This is a genomic window from Kribbella sp. NPDC048928 (assembly GCF_043197975.1).
Taxonomy (GTDB): Bacteria; Actinomycetota; Actinomycetes; order Propionibacteriales; family Kribbellaceae; genus Kribbella.
This window is the reverse complement of sequence record NZ_JBICUC010000002.1, coordinates 275,826-293,926: the sequence shown is the minus strand read 5'-3', so window position 1 is coordinate 293,926 and position 18,101 is coordinate 275,826. Positions and strand designations below refer to the sequence as shown.

The 18,101-nt window shown below is 67.3% G+C and carries 19 protein-coding genes, 1 tRNA gene and 1 other RNA gene; 12 read left to right on the top strand and 9 right to left on the bottom strand.

Annotated features, from left to right (window positions below):
- Nucleotides 1-101 precede the first annotated feature (101 nt).
- Genes ACGFI6_RS08180 through ACGFI6_RS08170 form a run of 3 tightly spaced genes read left to right on the top strand, consistent with a single transcriptional unit; the run spans nucleotide 102 to nucleotide 3,206 of the window.
- The gene (locus tag ACGFI6_RS08180; RefSeq protein WP_393116235.1) at nucleotides 102-1,376 is read left to right on the top strand and encodes an extracellular solute-binding protein; all 1,275 of its coding nucleotides are present in this window, start codon (nucleotides 102-104) and stop codon (nucleotides 1,374-1,376) included.
- Nucleotides 1,373-2,311, top strand: coding sequence for a carbohydrate ABC transporter permease (locus ACGFI6_RS08175; protein ID WP_393116233.1), 939 nt, complete (start codon nucleotides 1,373-1,375; stop codon nucleotides 2,309-2,311). The genes ACGFI6_RS08180 and ACGFI6_RS08175 overlap by 4 nt, the downstream gene beginning before the upstream one ends.
- Nucleotides 2,304-3,206, top strand: coding sequence for a carbohydrate ABC transporter permease (locus ACGFI6_RS08170; RefSeq protein WP_393116231.1), 903 nt, complete (start codon nucleotides 2,304-2,306; stop codon nucleotides 3,204-3,206). The genes ACGFI6_RS08175 and ACGFI6_RS08170 overlap by 8 nt, the downstream gene beginning before the upstream one ends.
- Nucleotides 3,207-3,431: 225 nt before the next feature.
- Here the strand turns inward: ACGFI6_RS08170 and ACGFI6_RS08165 are convergent, their stop codons facing one another.
- Nucleotides 3,432-3,980, bottom strand: a complete 549-nt coding sequence (locus tag ACGFI6_RS08165) for a TetR/AcrR family transcriptional regulator (RefSeq protein ID WP_393116229.1) — start codon at nucleotides 3,978-3,980, stop codon at nucleotides 3,432-3,434.
- 134 nt (nucleotides 3,981-4,114) lie between these two features.
- Between ACGFI6_RS08165 and ACGFI6_RS08160 the strand changes: the two genes are divergently transcribed.
- On the top strand, nucleotides 4,115-4,945 hold the full coding sequence (locus tag ACGFI6_RS08160) for a nitroreductase/quinone reductase family protein (protein ID WP_393118084.1): 831 nt from the start codon (nucleotides 4,115-4,117) through the stop codon (nucleotides 4,943-4,945).
- Here the strand turns inward: ACGFI6_RS08160 and ACGFI6_RS08155 are convergent.
- Genes ACGFI6_RS08155 through ACGFI6_RS08145 form a run of 3 tightly spaced genes read right to left on the bottom strand, consistent with a single transcriptional unit; the run spans nucleotide 4,940 to nucleotide 8,746 of the window.
- Nucleotides 4,940-5,734 carry a class I SAM-dependent methyltransferase gene (locus tag ACGFI6_RS08155; protein ID WP_393116227.1) on the bottom strand — a complete coding sequence of 265 codons (795 nt, stop codon included), beginning with the start codon at nucleotides 5,732-5,734 and terminating at the stop codon, nucleotides 4,940-4,942. The genes ACGFI6_RS08160 and ACGFI6_RS08155 overlap by 6 nt on opposite strands.
- 4 nt (nucleotides 5,735-5,738) lie before the next feature.
- Nucleotides 5,739-8,054, bottom strand: coding sequence for an FtsX-like permease family protein (locus tag ACGFI6_RS08150; protein ID WP_393116225.1), 2,316 nt, complete (start codon nucleotides 8,052-8,054; stop codon nucleotides 5,739-5,741).
- Entirely contained in the window at nucleotides 8,051-8,746 is a 696-nt protein-coding gene (locus ACGFI6_RS08145; RefSeq protein ID WP_393116223.1) for an ABC transporter ATP-binding protein, read from the bottom strand. Before ACGFI6_RS08145 ends, ACGFI6_RS08150 begins: the two co-directional genes overlap by 4 nt.
- Nucleotides 8,747-8,888: 142 nt before the next feature.
- On the opposite strand from ACGFI6_RS08145, the gene ACGFI6_RS08140 reads away from it, so the two are divergent.
- Genes ACGFI6_RS08140 through ACGFI6_RS08125 form a run of 4 tightly spaced genes read left to right on the top strand, consistent with a single transcriptional unit; the run spans nucleotide 8,889 to nucleotide 11,800 of the window.
- Nucleotides 8,889-9,674 (top strand): sensor histidine kinase, encoded by a 786-nt coding sequence (locus ACGFI6_RS08140; protein WP_393118082.1) that lies wholly within the window; start codon nucleotides 8,889-8,891, stop codon nucleotides 9,672-9,674.
- On the top strand, nucleotides 9,671-10,324 hold the full coding sequence (locus ACGFI6_RS08135; RefSeq protein WP_393116221.1) for a response regulator: 654 nt from the start codon (nucleotides 9,671-9,673) through the stop codon (nucleotides 10,322-10,324). Before ACGFI6_RS08140 ends, ACGFI6_RS08135 begins: the two co-directional genes overlap by 4 nt.
- Before the next feature lie 8 nt (nucleotides 10,325-10,332).
- Nucleotides 10,333-11,175: an aminoglycoside phosphotransferase family protein gene (locus ACGFI6_RS08130; RefSeq protein ID WP_393116219.1), complete on the top strand. Its 843-nt coding sequence runs from the start codon at nucleotides 10,333-10,335 to the stop codon at nucleotides 11,173-11,175.
- A gap of 52 nt (nucleotides 11,176-11,227) precedes the next feature.
- Nucleotides 11,228-11,800: a GNAT family N-acetyltransferase gene (locus ACGFI6_RS08125; RefSeq protein ID WP_393116217.1), complete on the top strand. Its 573-nt coding sequence runs from the start codon at nucleotides 11,228-11,230 to the stop codon at nucleotides 11,798-11,800.
- Between the two features lie 248 nt (nucleotides 11,801-12,048).
- Here ACGFI6_RS08125 and ACGFI6_RS08120 read toward each other — a convergent pair.
- Nucleotides 12,049-12,136 (bottom strand) — tRNA-Ser (locus tag ACGFI6_RS08120).
- A 66-nt stretch (nucleotides 12,137-12,202) separates the two neighbouring features.
- Here ACGFI6_RS08120 and ACGFI6_RS08115 point away from each other — a divergent pair.
- On the top strand, nucleotides 12,203-12,727 hold the full coding sequence (locus ACGFI6_RS08115) for a GNAT family N-acetyltransferase (protein ID WP_393116215.1): 525 nt from the start codon (nucleotides 12,203-12,205) through the stop codon (nucleotides 12,725-12,727).
- Here the strand turns inward: ACGFI6_RS08115 and ACGFI6_RS08110 are convergent.
- Nucleotides 12,704-13,519, bottom strand: a complete 816-nt coding sequence (locus ACGFI6_RS08110) for a TIGR03620 family F420-dependent LLM class oxidoreductase (RefSeq protein ID WP_393116213.1) — start codon at nucleotides 13,517-13,519, stop codon at nucleotides 12,704-12,706. The two genes, ACGFI6_RS08115 and ACGFI6_RS08110, sit on opposite strands and share 24 nt — an antisense overlap.
- Nucleotides 13,520-13,634: 115 nt before the next feature.
- On the opposite strand from ACGFI6_RS08110, the gene ffs reads away from it, so the two are divergent.
- Both ffs and nadE read left to right on the top strand, forming a co-directional pair.
- Nucleotides 13,635-13,731: signal recognition particle sRNA small type (ffs, locus tag ACGFI6_RS08105), an RNA gene on the top strand.
- 16 nt (nucleotides 13,732-13,747) lie between these two features.
- Nucleotides 13,748-14,566 (top strand): ammonia-dependent NAD(+) synthetase, encoded by an 819-nt coding sequence (nadE, locus tag ACGFI6_RS08100; protein WP_393116211.1) that lies wholly within the window; start codon nucleotides 13,748-13,750, stop codon nucleotides 14,564-14,566.
- Here nadE and ACGFI6_RS08095 read toward each other — a convergent pair.
- The 3 genes from ACGFI6_RS08095 to ACGFI6_RS08085 are packed head-to-tail and all read right to left on the bottom strand — an operon-like array spanning nucleotide 14,559 to nucleotide 16,308.
- A complete protein-coding gene (locus ACGFI6_RS08095) occupies nucleotides 14,559-15,407 on the bottom strand; it encodes an alpha/beta fold hydrolase (RefSeq protein ID WP_393116209.1) in 849 nt (282 codons plus the stop codon). The two genes, nadE and ACGFI6_RS08095, sit on opposite strands and share 8 nt — an antisense overlap.
- A 17-nt stretch (nucleotides 15,408-15,424) precedes the next feature.
- Entirely contained in the window at nucleotides 15,425-15,829 is a 405-nt protein-coding gene (locus ACGFI6_RS08090; protein ID WP_393116207.1) for an SRPBCC family protein, read from the bottom strand.
- A gap of 2 nt (nucleotides 15,830-15,831) precedes the next feature.
- Entirely contained in the window at nucleotides 15,832-16,308 is a 477-nt protein-coding gene (locus ACGFI6_RS08085; RefSeq protein ID WP_393116205.1) for a MarR family winged helix-turn-helix transcriptional regulator, read from the bottom strand.
- Nucleotides 16,309-16,472: 164 nt separating this feature from the next.
- Here ACGFI6_RS08085 and ACGFI6_RS08080 point away from each other — a divergent pair, with 164 nt between their 5' ends.
- The gene (locus ACGFI6_RS08080) at nucleotides 16,473-18,098 is read left to right on the top strand and encodes a long-chain fatty acid--CoA ligase (protein ID WP_393116203.1); all 1,626 of its coding nucleotides are present in this window, start codon (nucleotides 16,473-16,475) and stop codon (nucleotides 18,096-18,098) included.
- The last annotated feature ends 3 nt before the right edge of the window (nucleotides 18,099-18,101 follow it).

The following is an 18,101-nucleotide window of genomic DNA, read 5'->3' as shown; positions in this document are numbered from 1 at the left end:
AGCGCTGAGGTATTGACGAGGAAAGCCCTTTCCCATACTTTCGCTGCACTTGGGTGGGGTCGCGGACCCCGGCTGAAAATGTCAGCGAAGGAGTACCCCCTGTGAGACGTGGAGTGGGACTGACCCTGCTGGCCGCTGCGCTCAGCGTGGTCGTCAGCAGTTGTGGCAACGGGGTGATCGACAAGAGCACGGACGGCGTGCCCCCGGCCGAGGCGACCGGGACGTTGCGGGTACTGATCCCGTCGTTCCCGCCCAGTACCAAGGGGCGCGACGCGTTCCAGAAGGTCGTCGACGACTTCCACAAGACCTATCCGAAGATGAAGGTCGAGCCGGACTTCGCGACGTACAAGAACCTGAACGAGAAGCTGTCCACCTCGATCGCGGCCGGCATCCCGTACGACGTGATGGTCACCGGCGTCGGGTGGGTGCAGCCGTTCGCGTCGAAGAACATCTTCGAGGATCTCGGCAAGTACGGCGTGACGCCGGACGTGATCAAGGAGAAGTCGACGCCGGCGCTGATCCCGGCGGTGACGTACGACAAGAAGCTGTACGCGTACCCCCTGATCGCCGACGCCCGCGCGGTCGCGCTCCGCAAGAGCGCGTTCCGGGAGGCGGGCCTCGACCCGGACAAGCCGCCGCAGTCGCTGGCCGAGATCAAGGCCGCGGCCGAGAAGCTGACCAAGCGGGACAAGAACGGCAACATCACCCGGAGCGGTTTCGACCTCGCGTCGGCGACCGGGTTCCGGCAGTCGTTCGTGACCTTCCTGGCCGCGACCGGTACGCCGCTGTACGTCGGCGGCGAGCCGAACTTCGACAACAAGGCCGGCCTGGACACGCTGCTGTGGATCAAGTCGATGATCAACAACGTCCAGCCGTACGGGCAGACGAACGCGGCGGGACAGCCGCTCGTACTCACCGGCGAGGCCGCGATGGGCATCGTCAACGGCGGCGTGGACTGCTCCGCGGACGGCATCGGCCAGAAGAACTGTGACGACCTGAAGTTCTTCCGCTTCAACAGCGGCAAGGAGATCGAGTACGTCGGCGGCGACCTGGCGTCGATCGGGTCGCGCAGCCGGCACAAGGACGCGGCGTGGTCGTTCATCCAGACGCTCACCACGAACCCGAACCTGGACATGCTCGCCCAGCTGAACAAGAAGGTCCCCGCGTACAAAGACGCCAGCAACTCCCCGGCGGCGAAGTCGAACCCGCTGAGCAAGTTCGTCGCCGACGGCCTGGTGTACGCGGTCAACGAGAACGAAGTACCGGGCAACTGGCTCGAGATGCGCGGCAACTTCGACGTCCAGCTCACCCAGGCGGTCCTCGGACAGAAGGATCCCGCGAAGGTGCTCCACAACCTGGCAGGACAGTCCAGATGAGTACAACTCTTGAACGTCCCGCGGTGGCGACGCCCCGCAACACGCCCTCGTCCAAGGAAAGCCGCGCGCTGATCCGCAGTCAGGTCCGGGCCGGCTGGACGCTGCTCGCTCCGGCCCTGCTGCACTCCGGCATCTTCATCGTGATCCCGGTGATCGCGGTGCTGGTGCTGAGCCTGACCGACTACAGCTTCGGCGACAGCTTCAAATGGGTCGGATTCACCAACTACACCGACCTGTTCCGGGATCCGAACTTCCTGGCGTCGCTGTGGCACACGGTGCTGTACGCGATCGTGGTGATCCCGATCTCGATGGCGATCGCGCTCGCGGTGGCGATCGGCCTGAACCAGAAGATCCGCGGTCTCGGCTTCTTCCGGACGGCGTTCTACATCCCGACCGTGACCGCGACGGTCGCGGTGGCCACGATCTGGCTGTGGATCTACAACCCGGGCTCCGGCCTGGCGAACGGGTTCCTGAGCCTGTTCGGGTTCGCCCCGAACCGCTGGCTGGCCGACCCCGGGACCGCGCTGCCGTCGCTGATGGTGGTCGGGATCTGGCAGGGCCTCGGGACCAAGATCATCATCTACCTGGCCGCGCTGCAGGGCGTGTCCCGCGACCTGCTCGAGTCGGCCCAGCTGGACGGCGCGGGGCGCTGGCAGAAGTTCGCCAACGTCACCTGGCCGGCTATCGGCCCGGTGCAGTTCTTCGTCCTGATCACGTCGATCGTCGGTACGTTCCAGGTGTTCGACCTGGTGTACGTGATGACGCAGGGCGGCCCGGGTTCCTCGACCCGGGTGCTGGTGATGGACATCTACCAGAACGCTTTCCAGAACCTGAAACTCGGCTACGCGTCCGCGGAGACGGTGATCATGATGATCGTGATCGCGATCTTCATCGCCCTCGGACGCCTGCTCCAGAAGGCGGATACCAATGACTAGCGTTTCGTTGCCGACGGTCGGCGCCGCGAAGCCGTCGACGCTCCGGGCCGGGCGGATCGTGCTGTACGTCGTCCTCACGGTCGGCGCGCTGCTGATGATCGTGCCGTTCCTGTGGATGCTGCTGACCGCGTTCAAGAGCAATCTGGAGATCGCGAAGTTCAACTGGCTGCCGGCGGAGCTGCGCTGGCACAACTTCGTCGAGGCGATGCGGACCGCGCCGTTCCTGCGGTACTTCCGCAACAGCCTGTTCATCGCGGTCGGCGAGACGGCGTTCACGCTGGCGGTCTGTACGACGGCCGGGTACGCGCTGGCGAAGCTCCCGATCCGCGGCGGCAAGACGCTGCTGAACTACTTCATCGTGCTGCTGATGGTGCCGTTCCAGATCATCTTGGTGCCGCTGTTCCTGATCGTGAAGTCGATCCCGTTGTTCGGCGGGAACAACATCCTCGGCCAGGGCGGCATCGGCTGGCTGAACTCGTGGTGGGGCCTGATCATCCCGCTCGGCGCGGCGCCGCTGTTCACGTTCCTGGCGCGGCAGTTCTACGTGTCGCTGCCGGACCAGCTCGCGCAGGCCGCGCGGGTGGACGGGCTCGGCGAGTTCGGCATCTTCTGGCGGATCATGACCCCGCTGATCAAGCCGGCGCTGATCACGATCGCGGTCTTCCAGATCGAGGCTGCCTGGAACGGGTTCCTCTGGCCGCTGATGATCACCACGTCGGACGAGATGCGGCCGCTGCAGCTGGGGCTGGCGATCTTCTCCCAGAACCCGGCCGAGATCCAGTGGCCGTACCTGATGGCCGGAACGGCGCTGGCGACGCTGCCGATGATCGTGCTGTTCGTGTTCGCCCAGAAACGCTTCGTCGAAGGCATGGCGAACGTGGGAATCAAGGGCTAGATCCTCGAACAGGTGCTCACCCCGCCCCGGGTGAGCACCTGCGAGGCCCCCCTCCACACGCGGTGGTCCCGAAGAAACACCGGAGCATCCCCATGGCCCCCCACTGGGACGCTCACTCGTCATATCGGTCCGCTGTGCCGCTTGTTACAGCATTTGTGGGGATTTTTCGGTGGATTTCCCGCAGTACGACGTTTCGCACGCAATCGGCGACGTTCGGTAGGCAAATTAGTGCAGATGGCTGTGGACGACGTACCGGACGATCGGCTCGAGGTCTTTCGTACCGAGCAGCTCCAGCGCATTGGTGGCGCGGAGCACGGCGAGGCCGTGCAGATTGGTCCACAGCGCGGTGGCGCGGAGTTCGGCGTCGTCGGGCCCGAGTTGCCCGATCAGGCAGACGAAGGTCCGGAACAGCGGGAGTGAGGTCGCGCGGAGGTTGCCCCCGGCACCGGCGAGCAGGTCGTGCCGGAAGATCAGGTCGAACATGCCGGGGCGGTCGGCGGCGAACTCCAGGTAGTGCGTCGCGGCCTCGACCAGCTGGTCCTCGGGCGGTCCGTCGGTGCGCGGCTCGAGCCGCGCAGCCAGGTCCTGCAGGCCGGTCGCGGCGATCGCGGCCAGCAGCGCGTTGTGAGTACGGAAGTAGCGCCGCGGCGCCCCGTGTGAGACGCCGGCCCGGCGGGCGATCGCGCGCAGCGTGAGGTCGGCGAGGCCGTCCTCCTCGAGGAGTTCGACCCCGGCCTGGACCAAGCGCTCGGGCAGCGACACCGGAACTGACACCTGAACATTGTCTCCTGACCGGGTCGGTGGGTACTATCGCGGACGTGACTGCCGGGTCGGCCTTGGGCCATTCACGAGTTGGGTGCCCGGCTGCGTTCTGAGCGCCGCGCGGGCGCCGCCCGCTTCTCTGATGTCTGCACATTTCCTGTTCTGACACCAGAAAGAAGCGAATCCTGAACGATTTCACCGCACAACTGATCGACGAGTTCCGGGCGAACGGCGGCCGCGTCGGCGCACCGTTCGAGAACGCCCGGCTGTTGCTCCTGACAACCACCGGAGCGCGGACCGGGCAACCGCGGACCGCGATTCTCGGCTATTACCCGGACGGCGACCGGATCCTGATTGTCGGCTCGGCCGGCGGCAGTCCGAAGCACCCGGCCTGGTACCACAACCTGCTGGCCGATCCTGGGGTCAGCGTAGATCTCGGGGTGTACAGCTATCCGGCCAAGGCCGTTGTACTGCAAGGAGCGGAGCGCGACGAAGTGTTCGCGCGTCTGGTCGAGGCGGATCCGGGATGGGGCAAGTACCAAGCCGGCGTCACGCGGACGATCCCGGTCGTCGCGCTGATCGCGGGCGCGCCGCCCGGGGCAAGCCGAGGGTCCTTCGCCGAAGCGTGGAAGAGCATCCACGTGGCGTTCCGGCGGGAGCTGGCACTGATCCGGCACGAGGTGGCGACGTCCGGTACCGGTGGGCTGGGCGCCCAGCTGCGCATCAACTGCCTCACAGTCTGCCAAGGCCTGCACTATCACCACACGGGCGAGTCGACCATGCTCTTCCCGGGGCTGGAGGAGCAGCACCCGGAGTTGGCCGACGTGATCGCCGGTCTGCAGCAGGAGCACGATCAGATCGCCGTACTGATCGGCAGGCTGGAAAAGGCCGTCACTCTGGACCAGGTGGACGAGCTGATCGCCCAGCTCAACGCCCACCTGGACCGCGAGGAGGCAGAGCTCCTGCCTTATCTATAAGGGTCTTCGGGCCAGCAGTGCGTAGGAGTTGGGGAGTCTGCCGGACCAGGCGGCCGCGTTCGTGTCGTCCTGCGGCCGCCAGAACGGCTCGGCGTACTCCTCGAGCACCTTGAGGTGGAGGCCGGCGGCGGTGATCGCGGTGACGATCTCGCCGAGCGTCCACTGCCACTCCTGCGCGCCGTTGGCCGGGAACGTGTCGTTGATGTGTGACTCGGCGAAATAGCTGCGGTCCGGACGGATCCGCGGCTCGTCGGCGTCCCACGTCCACAACGGGACGGCCGGGTGAGCCTCGTACACGAACACGTGTCCACCCGGCCGCAGCACCCGCGCCACATCCTGCGCCCACGCGTCGATGTCCCGCATCCAGATCAGTGCGCCCTTGCCGGTGTACACGAGGTCCGCGCACGCATCTGCGAGCGGTACGCCGGGGACCTCTGCGACGACGTACCGGCAACTCACCTGGAGCTCGGTGGCGCGTCGCTGCGCAGCGGTCGCGGCCACCGAGCTGTAGTCGACCCCCACCACCCGCTGCGCGCCGGCCCGCACCAGGCTCACGTCATCCAACCCGTGCCCGCTCTGGAGATGCACCACCACCGGACGCTCGGCCAGCACCCGCGCCAGCAACTCATGTTCACGCTCGAACAACGAGTCACCCGACCGAGCCTGCTCCAGCAGGTCGTCGTACTCCCGAACATGCTTGGAGGAAGCCTGCTCCCAAGCCACCCGATTACCCGCCACCACCTCGTCCATGCTCCAAGTCAGCCCGATGCGGCGGCGCAGGGCAACCATATATTCACTCGTTGTGGAGAACTTGGGCGATCGTGGTGCGGGCGGCGGTGCGGGCGGGGAAGTACGCGCCGGCGGCGGCGATCGCGATACCGGCGAGGATCAGCAGCGCGAGCAGGCCGGCGGGATAAACGTGCAGCATGAAGTCGGGGAGGTCGATCTGGGCACCGTTCGCCATCGCCGGTACGACCAGGCGGTGGGCGATGATCCCGAGTGGGATGCCCAGCAGGCCGCCGATCGCGCCCAGTGCACTCATCGACGTCACGACCATCACGGTGACCTGGGTGGGAGTCATCCCGATCGACTTGAGCATGCCCAGGTCGCGGCGCCGCTCACGGGTGTTGAGTACGACCGTGTTGAACACGCCGAGCGCGGCAACGGTCCCCAGCATCAGCGTGAGCAGTACGACGGTTGCGAGTACGACTGCAACGAACGTACCGGCGTCCTGCCCCTCGCCCTCCTCCAGTCCGGAGTCCTTCGCCTGCACCGCCTGCACCACGCCGTTCAGGTTCGTTCCTGGCTTCACGTTGATCTCATAGAAGTTCGCCCGCAGGTCGGGCGCGACCTGCGCGAGCGTCGACCAGTTGGAGAGCACCTCGTCGCCCGAGTTGTACATCGCCTTGCCGACGATCTTGGCGCGCACGCTCTTGCCACGCGACTCCAGCGTGATCGTGTCGCCGAGGGCCCGACCGTGCTGCCGCAGGAAGCGCTCCGAGACGACCACCTGCCCCGGGCCGTCGAACCAGCGTCCTTCCAGCATGCGGAACCCGAGCTGCTCGAAGTCGCCGCGGTAGAACGACACTCTGACGTCCGACTGCGTTCCAGTCAGCCGCATCCCGAGTACCGTGCTCGCCGCGACGGACCTGACACCCGGTGCGGATCGCACTGCCGCTTCGTCCTCGGCATCGGTCAGTTTGGCCCCTGCCGGTGCCCCCGGTTCGTTGGGGTCCGCGCCGGTTGGCCCGGCGAAGATCGTCAGGTCCACAGCACCCACACGGCTCGCCGCGGTCTGGTAGGTCATCAGGGACTTCCCCAGACCCACCGCCAACGTCACGCTGGTGACGCCGAGTACTACAGCCGCCAGGGTCAACGCAGTACGACCAGGACGGGCGAACGGCATCCCCAAGCCCAGACTGATCGGCCGCGGCAGCCGGGTACCACTCAGCCACCGCTGCACCCGTAGCCCTCTACCAGCTCGCGGTGCGCTGCCAGCACTGATCGCTTGCGCTGCTGACAGACTCCGTGCCCGCAGCGCCGGCAGGAGCGCGGACAGGGCCACCAGAGCAGGTACGCCGAGCAGAGCGGCCACGTCCACCCAGACGGGTGCGTGCGTCCCGCCGGTGCCGTAGTTCTCAAAAGCCCGTGTGAGCAGGGATGTGGCGAGTACGTTGCCCAGGACAACGCCGATGGCGCATCCCACGACAGCAGGGATCGACACCATTCCGATGTACACAGTCATGACCTGTGTAGGTGTGAACCCCAGTGATTTCAGTACGCCGATGTGTTTGAACCCTGCGACGACAGCACCGCTCACGACGTTGGCCACGATCAGTACGGCGACGGCGAGCCCTAGCCATCCGAAGACCATCAGGAACGGTACGAAGGTGTTCGGTTGACCGGCAGCCTGTGCTCGCAGAGCCAGGTAGGACTGCGTACCCAGCAAGGCGGTGGCCGGTACGGCTGAGGTGACCGCCTGCTGTCCTGCCGTCACCTCAGCGTTGGTCGCGGCGTGGGTGAACCGGTAGAGCATCTGTGTCGCCGTCGGATGCAGTACGTTCATCTGCTCGGGGGTGATCCACGCGTCGGCCGACTGGCTCACGCTGTACGCGAACCCGACGATGGTGAACGTCTGGCCGCCCGCCGACAGGGGCCCGTTCAGCTTGGGCGCACCGCGACCGCCGGAGTCGGTCGGGTTCCGGTTGAGGACAATCTCGCCCGTCTTGGTTGCCCAGCGCCCCTGCCACACGTTGAGCCGGTCTACCGAGCCACCCGGATCAGCCCGGCCCACTGTCAGCAGTGAGTCCGCCATCTGGTTCGGGCTGAGCTCCAGCGCCGCCGTCGCGAACGGTCCGGCAACAGCGGCCGCACTCCGCGCCGCCTCCGTCAGCTGCGCGTCGCTGACCTTGCTGCGGTCGTACGACGCAGTCAGCTGCGCACCGCTCTGCTTCGCGTAGGCCTGGTCGAACGGGCCGCTCGACGCGGCCAGCAGGCCCAGGGCGACGACGATCATCGTCGTAGAGAGCAGGACGACCACCCCGATCACCAGGGTCTGCACACGCCGTCGCCGTACGGCTGCCCTTGCAACGGGCCAGACGGCGCTCACGACGTACGCTCCAGACTCCGCTCGCCGGCGATCTGCCCGTCGACGAAGTCGATGACCCTGCTGGCGCAGCGGGTTGCCAGCTGCTGGTCATGTGTCACCAGCAGCAATGTCTGGCCGATCTGGTTGAGGTCGAGCAGCAGGTCCATCACCTGTTCGCCGGCCCGGGTGTCGAGTGCGCCTGTCGGCTCGTCGGCGAGGAGTACAGCGGGCCGGTTCATCAGGGCACGGGCGACGGCGACACGTTGCCGTTCACCACCGCTCAGCTGTGCCGGGTACGTGTTGCGACGACCCGCGATGCCCAGCTCGTCGAACAGCTCGAGGGCACGCTTTCGTGCGTGCGCGGCCGACGTACCGGTGAGCTGCGCGGCCAGTGCGACGTTGTCGAGCGCGGACAGGTCGTCCAGCAGGTTGAAGAACTGGAAGATCATTCCGATCCGGCGCCGGCGGAACAGGGCGAGCCCCTTCTCGTCCAGCGTTCCCAGGTCGTCGCCGTGCACCACGACCGAGCCCGAGGTCGGCCGGTCCAGGCCGGCGACCATGCTGAGCAGCGTCGACTTGCCGCTGCCGGACGGTCCCATCACGGCGACCGCCTCACCGGCGTGGATCTCCAGCGACACTCCGTCGAGTGCTACCGATTCGCCGTACTCCTTGCGTACTGCGGTGAGCTGTACGACCGCGTTGTCCTCCGTCATGCTGCTCACGCTAGGGCTGCTTCTTGGGTGCTGGCGTCAGCCTGGCGGGGTAATGTGCGCGGACTGTCATCCTGGAGATGTACGGCCTGAACCTGGCGGGTGATGCGGTGTGTGGACCGCGTTTGGGACAGTGGATCTCGTGATGTGGTTGCTAGTCGCTGCGCTGGCCGTTGTGGCCGTGGTGCTGACGTTTGCCTACGTACGGGGGCGGCGTGCGCACACGCGGGCGCTGGAAGAGCGCGGGTGGTTGCTGGAGCGTGAACGCGAGACAGCCGCTCGCAACGCGGTGGACGCGGAGCGAGCTCGGATCGCGCACGACCTGCACGACATCGTGAGTCACAACGTCAGCGTGATGGTCATCCAGACCGGGGCGGCCCGGCAGGTGCTGGCAACGGACCCGTCCCAGGCTGAGGCGGCTCTACTCGCCGTCGAGGCTGCCGGCCGCGACACGATGGCTGAGCTGCGCCACCTGCTCGGCGTACTCGCACCGAAGGCCGACGGCGATCCGGACGAGGACCTGTCCCCGCAGCCGAGTCTGACACGGCTCAGCGAGCTCATCGACCGGATCGCGTTCGCCGGGCTGCCTGTCGACGTAAGGATCTCCGGGGACCCCTGCGCACTGCCGACGGGCGTGGACGTCACGGCGTACCGCATCATCCAGGAGGCACTGACCAACGCCTTGAAGCACGGCGACGGGGTGAAGGCCGAGGTGACGGTCCGCTACGCACCACACGCCCTGCGGGTGGAGGTGCTCAACTCGGGTCCCAGTGTGCTGACGGGTGGTCGTGCGCCGGCACCGGACGGAGACGGGCGCGGTCTGCTCGGCCTCAAACAGCGAGTGGGTGTGTACGGCGGCCAGCTCGACGCACGTCGCCGCCTTGGTGGGGGCTTCCGCGTCCGCGCCAAGCTCCCGCTGGGGCGTCCATGACTCGTGTGGTGATCGCGGACGACCAGGCTCTGGTACGTACCGGCTTCCGGATGATCCTCACCGCCCGCGGCATCGAGGTCGTCGGCGAGGCCGGGGACGGTGCCGAGGCAGTGGACGCCGTACGGCGCCTGCACCCGGACGTGGTTCTGATGGACATCCGGATGCCGACGATGGACGGGCTGGAAGCCACCCGCCGGATCCTCGCGACCCCGACCGAGTGCCGGGTGCTCATCCTCACGACGTTCGACCTGGACCGGTACGTGTACGCCGCGCTGGCGGCCGGCGCCAGCGGCTTCCTGTTGAAGGACGTCACCCCGGAGCACCTGGCCGCTGCCGTACGCCTGGTCACCACAGGCGACGCCCTCCTGGCGCCGTCCATCACCCGCCGTCTGGTGGAACGCTTCGCCACCCCCGCGGCCGCCCAGCCTGCGCTCCACCGCGACCTGTCCACGCTCACTCCACGCGAACTGGAAGTCCTCACTCTGATGGGCCAGGGCCTGTCCAACGCCGAGATCGCTGTTGCGCTCACTCTCAGCGAAGCCACCGTCAAGACCCACGCAGCCAGGATCTTCGCGAAGCTGTCCCTCCGAGACCGCTCTCAGGCCGTGGTCCTTGCGTACGAAACCGGGCTGATCACACCGGGGACGTAGACTCGACCATGAGGGAAAACGATCAGCTCAGGACCTGGGCCGCGGCCGTGATCGGCTGCGACGTCTTCGACATCCAGCCACTGCACGAGGACCAAGGCCCGTGGCGTGTGGCCGACCGGTACGTACTGCGCGCGCCGACTCCACGCATCGGCCCTCGGATGGTTGCGACCGGTGTCGCGGCGCTGCAGGTCGCCGCGGAGTATGAACTGCCTGCGCCGCGGCTCATCGACGCGGACCTCACCGGTGAACGTGCGGGCGTACCGGCCTCTCTGGAGACGCTGGTGCCAGGCACCACGTCCTGGCCTGTGGGAACTCCCGCCACACTCCGGGCCGCCGGCGCCGCGCTGACCCGTCTCCACGCTCTCTCCCTGCGCCCGGCCGAGCATCTGCCGTTCCGGCCGCGCCCCATCGCCGTCGACGACTTCGCCGCAGATCGACGGAGCGGCCTGATGCCAACCACGCCACTCCTGCAACAAGCCGACGACCTGGTCACCGCCCACGGCCTCCCATCCGACCCCGCCGTCTTCCTCCACGGAGACGTCTGGCCGGGCAACCTCCTGTGGTCTGCCAACCAGGTCACAGCCTTCATCGACTGGAAAACCGCCGGCGTAGGCGCCCCCGGAGTAGACCTGTCCGAACTCCGCAAACAAGCGGCCATCACCTTCGGCCTCCAAGCCCCCATCCACGTCCTAACCGGCTGGGAACAAGCGAGTGGCCTCACGGCCTCCCACGTCGCCTACTGGGACGCAGTAGCCGCCCTGAACACCCGCACCACACTCGACGACTGGGGCATCCCCAACGCCACCACCCGCCGCAACAACTTCCTAGAAGCCGCTCTCACCCACCTCTGACAACCCGGTAAGCAGTTGCGTTGACGGACAGGGCAGTGACAGCCTCACCGGAATGAGCGCCGCCGATTCAGCGATCGAGTTCCACGAGTACTCCGACGGCGACCTGCCCGAACCGTTGCGGCTCCAAGCCCTGTGCTTTCTGCGCATCCTCTGGCCCGAAGGATTCACCGGCGCCAACCGGTTCCGGGATCAGATCACCGACCCAGGTCTGCGACCCCACCACCTGCTCTACGCCGCGGGCACGCAACTCGTGAGCCATTTGGAAGTCATCACCACCACGGTGTCCGTCAACGAAATCGAGTACCGGGTGCAGAGTCCGACGTCCGTGCTGACGTACCCGGCGTTCCGCGGCGAGGGGTGGAGCGGCCGCCTCAACACCAAGGCAGCCAAACGGATCGACACCGGCGGGGCCGACATCGGCGTCCTCATGTGCGCGCCCGACTTGATCAAGTTCTACAGTCGAGCCGGTTGGACCCACGCGTCAGCTGCAACGGTCGTGGCGGGGCCGGATGGCGGTACGTGGACATCAGACGACGTCCTCCTCACCCGACCGACCAGCCCGAAGAGCAAACCCTTCCTCGAAGACCTCAGACACCATCCCATGCGAATCGCCGACGAGTGGTGAACCGACCTAGCGCCCCGACAAGCAACTATGCCGTCATGGCTCCGAGCCCCTTGGTACCCATCCGACGGTTCGGGGAGGATCTTCTACCCGATTCGGGACAGGATCTTCCCCGGATGCGAGGGCTGTTGAGACCCGGGCAGCCGCGTGCGTTCGGATGTTGAGCGTGTGACCGCACCGCTGTCGGGCCTTGGAAAGACGAGAACCGCGCTCTGACCTGCAGATGCGCGGTTCCGTTGTCTCCAGGAGACTGGCGGAGGATACGAGATTCGAACTCGTGAGGGGTTGCCCCCAACACGCTTTCCAAGCGTGCGCCCTAGGCCACTAGGCGAATCCTCCAAGCGGAGAGGATACCGGGCGGTGGTGGGGAATCTGAAATCGGGGCGGGGCACTACGGTCGGGTGGGTGGAGGACTTGGTGTTGCGGGCGATCGGGCCTGGGGACGTGGATGCGGTGCAGGAGCTGATCGAGTCGGATCCGGGGTACACGGAGCGGATCACCGGTTATCCGCCGGGGCCGTCGGATGCGCAGAGGCTGCTGATGATGCGGCCGGAGGGGCTCGCCGAGGAGGCGAAGGTTGTGCTGGGGGCGTTCGCCGCGGAGCAACTCGTCGCGGTCGTCGACCTGATCAGAGGGTTCCCGAACGAGGCGACCGCGTTCATCGGCCTGCTCGAGGTTCACGCGAGCTACCAGGGCAGCGGCTGCGGCAGGGTGACGTACGACCTCGTCCAGCGGTACGTCGAGAGCACGTGGCCCGAGGTCCGTACCATGCGCCTGGCCGTGGTGGATACGAATGCACAGGTCGCCACCACGTTCTGGCAGCGGCAGGGGTTCGAGGCGACCGGTGAGGTAGGCCCGTACCAGTACGACAAACTTGAGTCGACCGCCCGCCTCTACGAGAAGCAGCTACTCGAGCAGGGCCGGCGTTAACGCACGCCACTGTTCTATGGGCTGCGGTCCGGTCACCCCGGTGATGACGTTGACCGCGACGTGGTCGGCCCCGGCGTCCAGGTGCTCGGTCAGCTTCGACCTGATGTCGGCCGGACTGCCCCACGCGGCGAGTGAATCGACCATGTGGTCCGGCAGTTCGGACAGGTCGCGCTGACTGAACCCCTGTCGCTTCAGCGACGCCGCGTACCCAGGGATTGTCGGGAAGAAGCTGATTGTGTCCCTGGCGATCGCACGGGCCCGGTCTGCATCTGTCTCCAACACGGCGAGATGGCTGACGGCCAGGAGCTTGTCCGGGCCCAGGACCTTCCGTGCCTCGGCCGAGTACGCCGCCGTGGTCAGGAACGGGTACGCGCCCGCAGTACGTTCGCCTGCCAGCTTGAGCATCCGCGGGCCGAGTGCAGCAAGCAGCCGCCGCTCCACAGGTACGTCCAGCTCGTCCAGGTACGTGGCGAGCGTGGCAAGCGGCTTCGTCCCGTGCGCTCCACCCAGACCAGCGGTGAACCGTCCGGGTGCAGTCGCCTCCAGTTCGGCGTACGTCCTACCTACGTCGGCGGCGCTGTACTTGTCCACGGCCAGGATCCCGCTGACGAACTTGATCGTCTTCGTCGCGCCCAGCAGGTCGCTGATGGTCTGCAGCCCAGGGAGCGGCCCGCCGGACAGCCAGATCGCCGGCCACCCGAGCGCCTCTACCGCATGCGCCGCGGCAACCGACTCCGCGCTGCTGTCCAGCCCTGTCGTGATCCCGAACCGCCCGAATTGATGATCCGTCACCCAACAAGCTTGGACCCGGAGCGGCCGATCCGGCACCCTTGTTCGCTCAGAGCGGGATCACCACCCCGACCGGTGGGGGATTTCGGACGTGGTGATCCGATCCCGTACACTCGTGGCTGGTTCCCCGCGTGGCGGTATCTCGCCCAAACCCCCCAGGGCCGGAAGGCAGCAAGGGTAAGTGAGCTCTTCCGGGTGCGCGGGGAATCCTTATGTCCAGGAGGAGCCGGATTGAACCCCGAGAGCCGTTACCTGCAGGAACTGATCATCGCTGAGCTCGGCGTCCCCGCGACGTTCGACGCGGACGGCGAGATCGAGAACCGGGTCGAGTTCCTCGCTGACCGGCTCCGGCAGACCGGCGCCGCCGGCTACGTGCTCGCGATCAGCGGCGGGGTCGACTCCGCGGTCGGCGGGCGTCTGGGTCAGCTCGCGGTCGAGCGGATCCGGTCCGAGGGTGGTCAGGCGACGTTCGTCGCGATGCGGCTGCCGTACGGTGTCCAGGCCGACGAGGACGATGCGCAGCGCGCGCTGGCGTTCATCAAGCCCGACGAGACGCTCGACGTCAACGTGAAGCCGTCCACGGACGCGATGATCGATGAGGTCCGGCACGCCGGGCTGGGCGACCGTGAGGACTTCCACGCCGGCAACGTGAAGGCTCGTCAGCGGATGGTCGCGCAGTACCTGGTGGCCGGTGCCCGCGGTCTGCTCGTGATCGGGACGGACCACGCGGCCGAGGCGGTGATGGGTTTCTTCACCAAGTACGGCGACGGCGCCTGCGACCTGACGCCGCTGTCCGGCTTGAACAAGCGCCGCGTCCGCGCGGTGGGTGAGCGCCTCGGCGCGGCGCCGGAGATCACCGGGAAGGTGCCGACGGCGGACCTGGAGACGAACAACCCCGGCGTTCCGGACGAGGCCGTGCTCGGCGTGACCTACGACCAGATCGACGACTTCCTCGAAGGCCTCGAGATCGACGAGAAGGCTGCGGGCACGATCATCGCGACCCATCGCCGGACGACGCACAAGCGCGCCGTACCGCTCGCCTTCAGCTGAGGAAGTCCGACACCAGCCGGGTGAACAGGTCGGCCTGCTCCGCGTGCATGAAGTGTCCTACGCCGGCGGCGTAGTAATAGGTGCCATCCGGTACGTCGGAACGAAACAGCTCGATCTCCTCCGCACTGGTGACCGGGTCGTACTCGCCCTTGATCAGCAGGGCCGGCATCGCGAGCTCAGCGAGGTACTGCAGAACAGGCTCGGCAAAGCTGGCTGACTGGGTGATCTGGTCGGCGAACTGGCCGGACCGCCCGTGGTACTCCGCAGCGATCTCTGTGTCGCCCGGGAGCTGCAGGTCCCGGTTGTCCGGGCCCAGGTAGATCTCCATGCGGCGCTCGCCCAGCTGGCCGACTACCGCAACTCGTGCGTCCCACAGTTGCTTCGTCATCGGACCGGTGTGCGGCGGGAGCTCGACTCCTGGCAGCAGGGGGAGTGCGGCGCCGACCAGGGTGTCCGTAGCGAGGACCATGTCCCAGGCCGGATTCTCGAAGACGGCCTTGCTGATTGCGGCTGGGTGCGTAGTCGCGTACCGCAGAGCTATCCGTCCGCCGTACGAGTGGCCGAGGATCGCCCACTGTTCTATGCCGAGGTGCTCGCGCAGGGCCTCGTAGTCAGCGATCAGGTCCTGCTCACTGACCGGCCCGGTGAGCGGGGCGGACTGCTGGACGCCGCGCTGGTCCACGCCAATCACACGGAACCGTTCGGCGAGCCGGTCGCCCTGGAACGCCATGAAGTCGTACGAACCCGCACCCGGGCCGCCGTGGACGAAGAGCAGCGGCGGGGCGTCCGCGGCACCACGCTCGTCGACGTGCAGCTTGGTGTCGCGGATCTCCGTCAGCATGCAGGGATCGTAGCCGCCTAGGCGGTGTGGGCCAGCTGGACCTGGCGGACCCGGTTGGCGAGGCGGGCCAGGCGGATGGTCGCGATGTTCCGGTAGGCGGGGCGGAGGACCGTTGCGAGCGGGCCGGACTGCTCGAACGTGTGCGTGACGCGGCCGTCGGCGCTGAACGTCCAGGTGCCCACCTCGCGGAAGCCCGGGACGTGCCAGACGATCTCCACCCGGTCCTGCTCGACCACTGTGTACTGCAGCTCGCCGGAGAAGCCGGGGCGCACGCGGAGCGCGTACCGCGTGCCGGGGTTGGTCTCACGGGGACCGTCGATGGCGATGAACGCCTCGTTCCACTCGGGGAGGCCGAGGGCGTCGAGCAGCACCTGCCGGATCGCCGACTGCGGGGCGTGGATGGTCTCGGTGGCGTGTTCCATGACTAGTTCTCCTGGTGGGCGAGTGCGGGCCCCCGGCGCCGGGCCAGCGCGGCCCCGGTCGGAAAAGCGTCGGCGAGCGAACGGAGGGTGGTGATGGTCTCGTCGAGCGCCTGGCCGGCGAGACGGTCGTGCAGGGTGCGGTGCAACCGGTTCTCCGCGGTGACGATGCGGCGGTGCAGTGCGCGGCCCTCAGCGGTCAGGCTGAGCGTCAGGTAGCGCCGGTCGACCGTGTCGATGCCGCGCTTCACCAGCCCCTGCGCGACCAGTCGATCGACCAGCCGGCTCGGGCTGTTGCCGGTCTCGCAGACGAGCAATCCACCGAGAGCGTTCAGCGTCATCGGGCCGTGGTCGCGCAGGACGCGCAGAACCTCTGCCTGGGAAGGCGTGATGCCCAGCGGGCGCAGCTCGGCCGCGAGCAGCCGGTTGCCCTCGCGCTGGATCGCCAGCACGAGATAGCGAAACTCCTCGACGACCTTCATGGCAGACATATTACACGACACGCATGTCGTGTCATCTATCGGTCGTGGGTGTCGCCGCCGATCGGTCGGAAGTTGTTGCCTGCGGCTCCGGTTCCGGAAGAGTTCCGGAGAAAGTCCGGTCGAGGTCATGGTCAAGGTGACACCGCGGCTGGCACAGTGTCTGCATGAAGGGTCTGATGCAGAGTTACCCGCTGTCGCTGGACACGATCTTCCGCCGGGCCGAGCAGTTCTACCCGGACAAGACCGTCCACACCGGTGGTCCGGCGCCGACCACCTTGACCTACGGAGAGTGGGCCGACCGCTCCAGACGGCTGGGCGGTGTGCTCGACACGCTCGGCGTCAGCCCGGACGGCCGCGTCGCCACCTTCGCGTGGAACTCGGGCCGCCACCTCGAGCTGTACTTCGCGGCGCCCTGCACCGGCCGGGTGCTGCACACGCTCAACATCAGGCTCTTCCCGGACCAGATCGTCTACATCGCGAACCATGCCGAGGACGAGGTCGTGTTCGTCGACCGCTCACTGCTCGGGCTGTTCCTGCCGCTGCTCGAGCGGCTCTCGCAGATTCGGCACGTCGTCGTGATGGACGACCTGCCGGCGGGCGCTCCTGCAGCGGAGGTCCCGGACGACCCGCGGTTCCACGACTACGAGGAGCTGCTGGCTGCGGCGTCACCGGTCGAGTTCCACGTCGAGGACGAGAACCAGGCCGCCGCGATGTGTTATACGAGCGGCACGACGGGCAACCCGAAGGGCGTCGTCTACTCGCATCGCTCGACGTGGCTGCACTCGGTCGGTGTCCTCACCAACGCCGGGATCGGGCTGGCCGAGACCGACACCGTCATGCCGGTCGTGCCGATGTTCCATGCGAACGCGTGGGGTCTGGCGCACGCGGCGCCGATGGCCGGCGCCTCGCTGGTGTTCCCGGGGCCGGACATGACTCCTAAGGGCATCCTCAAGCTGCTCCAGGAGCAGGAGGTGACGCTCTCCGCCGGTGTACCGACGATCTGGCAGGGGCTGCTGCCGCTGCTCGACGGGGTCGAGTTGCCGAAGCTGCGACGCATCCCGTGCGGTGGTTCTGCCGTGCCGGAGGCGCTGTCGGAGGCCTTCCGGAAGAAGCTCGGCCGGCCGATCCTGCAGGCGTGGGGGATGACCGAGACGAGCCCGGTCGCGACCGCTTCCCACGTCCCGGCGCGGAGCAAGGATCTTCCGGAGGAGGAGCAGGCGCATCTGCGCGCGCGGGCCGGTCTGCCGTTGCCCGGCGTCGAGGTCCGGATCGTCGAGCCCGGTTCGATCACACCGCTGCCCTGGGACGACGAAGCCACCGGCGAGTTGCAGGTGCGCGGCCCGTGGATCGCCGCGGAGTACTACCGTCCGGACGACGGCGCCCAGCTGAACACCGAGGACGGCTGGATGAAGACGGGAGACGTCGCCGCCATCGATCGGTACGGATCGGTCCGGATCGTTGACCGGACCAAGGACCTGGTGAAGTCCGGCGGCGAGTGGATCAGCTCCGTCGAGCTGGAGAACCTGTTGATGGCCCATCCCGCGGTGAAGGAGGCCGCGGTCATCGGCGTCCCGCATCCGAAGTGGGACGAGCGGCCGCTCGCGTGCATCGTTCCGCAGGAGGGGTCGACCGTCACCGGCGAGGAGATCCTCGACTACCTGCGTCCACTCGTCGCGAAGTGGTGGCTCCCGGACGCGGTCGAGTTCATCGACGAGGTTCCGAAGACGTCGGTCGGCAAGTTCTCGAAGAAGGATCTGCGCACTCGCTTCGCCAACTACCACCTGCAGTGAGCG

Coding starts and splice junctions, on each gene's coding strand:
- ACGFI6_RS08175 (WP_393116233.1), top strand. CDS start 1,373: ATGAGTACAACTCTTGAACGTCCCGCGGTGGCGACGCCCCGCAACACG.
- ACGFI6_RS08170 (WP_393116231.1), top strand. CDS start 2,304: ATGACTAGCGTTTCGTTGCCGACGGTCGGCGCCGCGAAGCCGTCGACG.
- ACGFI6_RS08155 (WP_393116227.1), bottom strand. CDS start 5,734: ATGGTTGCCCTGCGCCGCCGCATCGGGCTGACTTGGAGCATGGACGAG.
- ACGFI6_RS08145 (WP_393116223.1), bottom strand. CDS start 8,746: ATGACGGAGGACAACGCGGTCGTACAGCTCACCGCAGTACGCAAGGAG.
- ACGFI6_RS08140 (WP_393118082.1), top strand. CDS start 8,889: ATGTGGTTGCTAGTCGCTGCGCTGGCCGTTGTGGCCGTGGTGCTGACG.
- ACGFI6_RS08135 (WP_393116221.1), top strand. CDS start 9,671: ATGACTCGTGTGGTGATCGCGGACGACCAGGCTCTGGTACGTACCGGC.
- ACGFI6_RS08130 (WP_393116219.1), top strand. CDS start 10,333: ATGAGGGAAAACGATCAGCTCAGGACCTGGGCCGCGGCCGTGATCGGC.
- ACGFI6_RS08125 (WP_393116217.1), top strand. CDS start 11,228: ATGAGCGCCGCCGATTCAGCGATCGAGTTCCACGAGTACTCCGACGGC.
- ACGFI6_RS08095 (WP_393116209.1), bottom strand. CDS start 15,407: ATGCTGACGGAGATCCGCGACACCAAGCTGCACGTCGACGAGCGTGGT.
- ACGFI6_RS08090 (WP_393116207.1), bottom strand. CDS start 15,829: ATGGAACACGCCACCGAGACCATCCACGCCCCGCAGTCGGCGATCCGG.
- ACGFI6_RS08085 (WP_393116205.1), bottom strand. CDS start 16,308: ATGAAGGTCGTCGAGGAGTTTCGCTATCTCGTGCTGGCGATCCAGCGC.
- ACGFI6_RS08080 (WP_393116203.1), top strand. CDS start 16,473: ATGAAGGGTCTGATGCAGAGTTACCCGCTGTCGCTGGACACGATCTTC.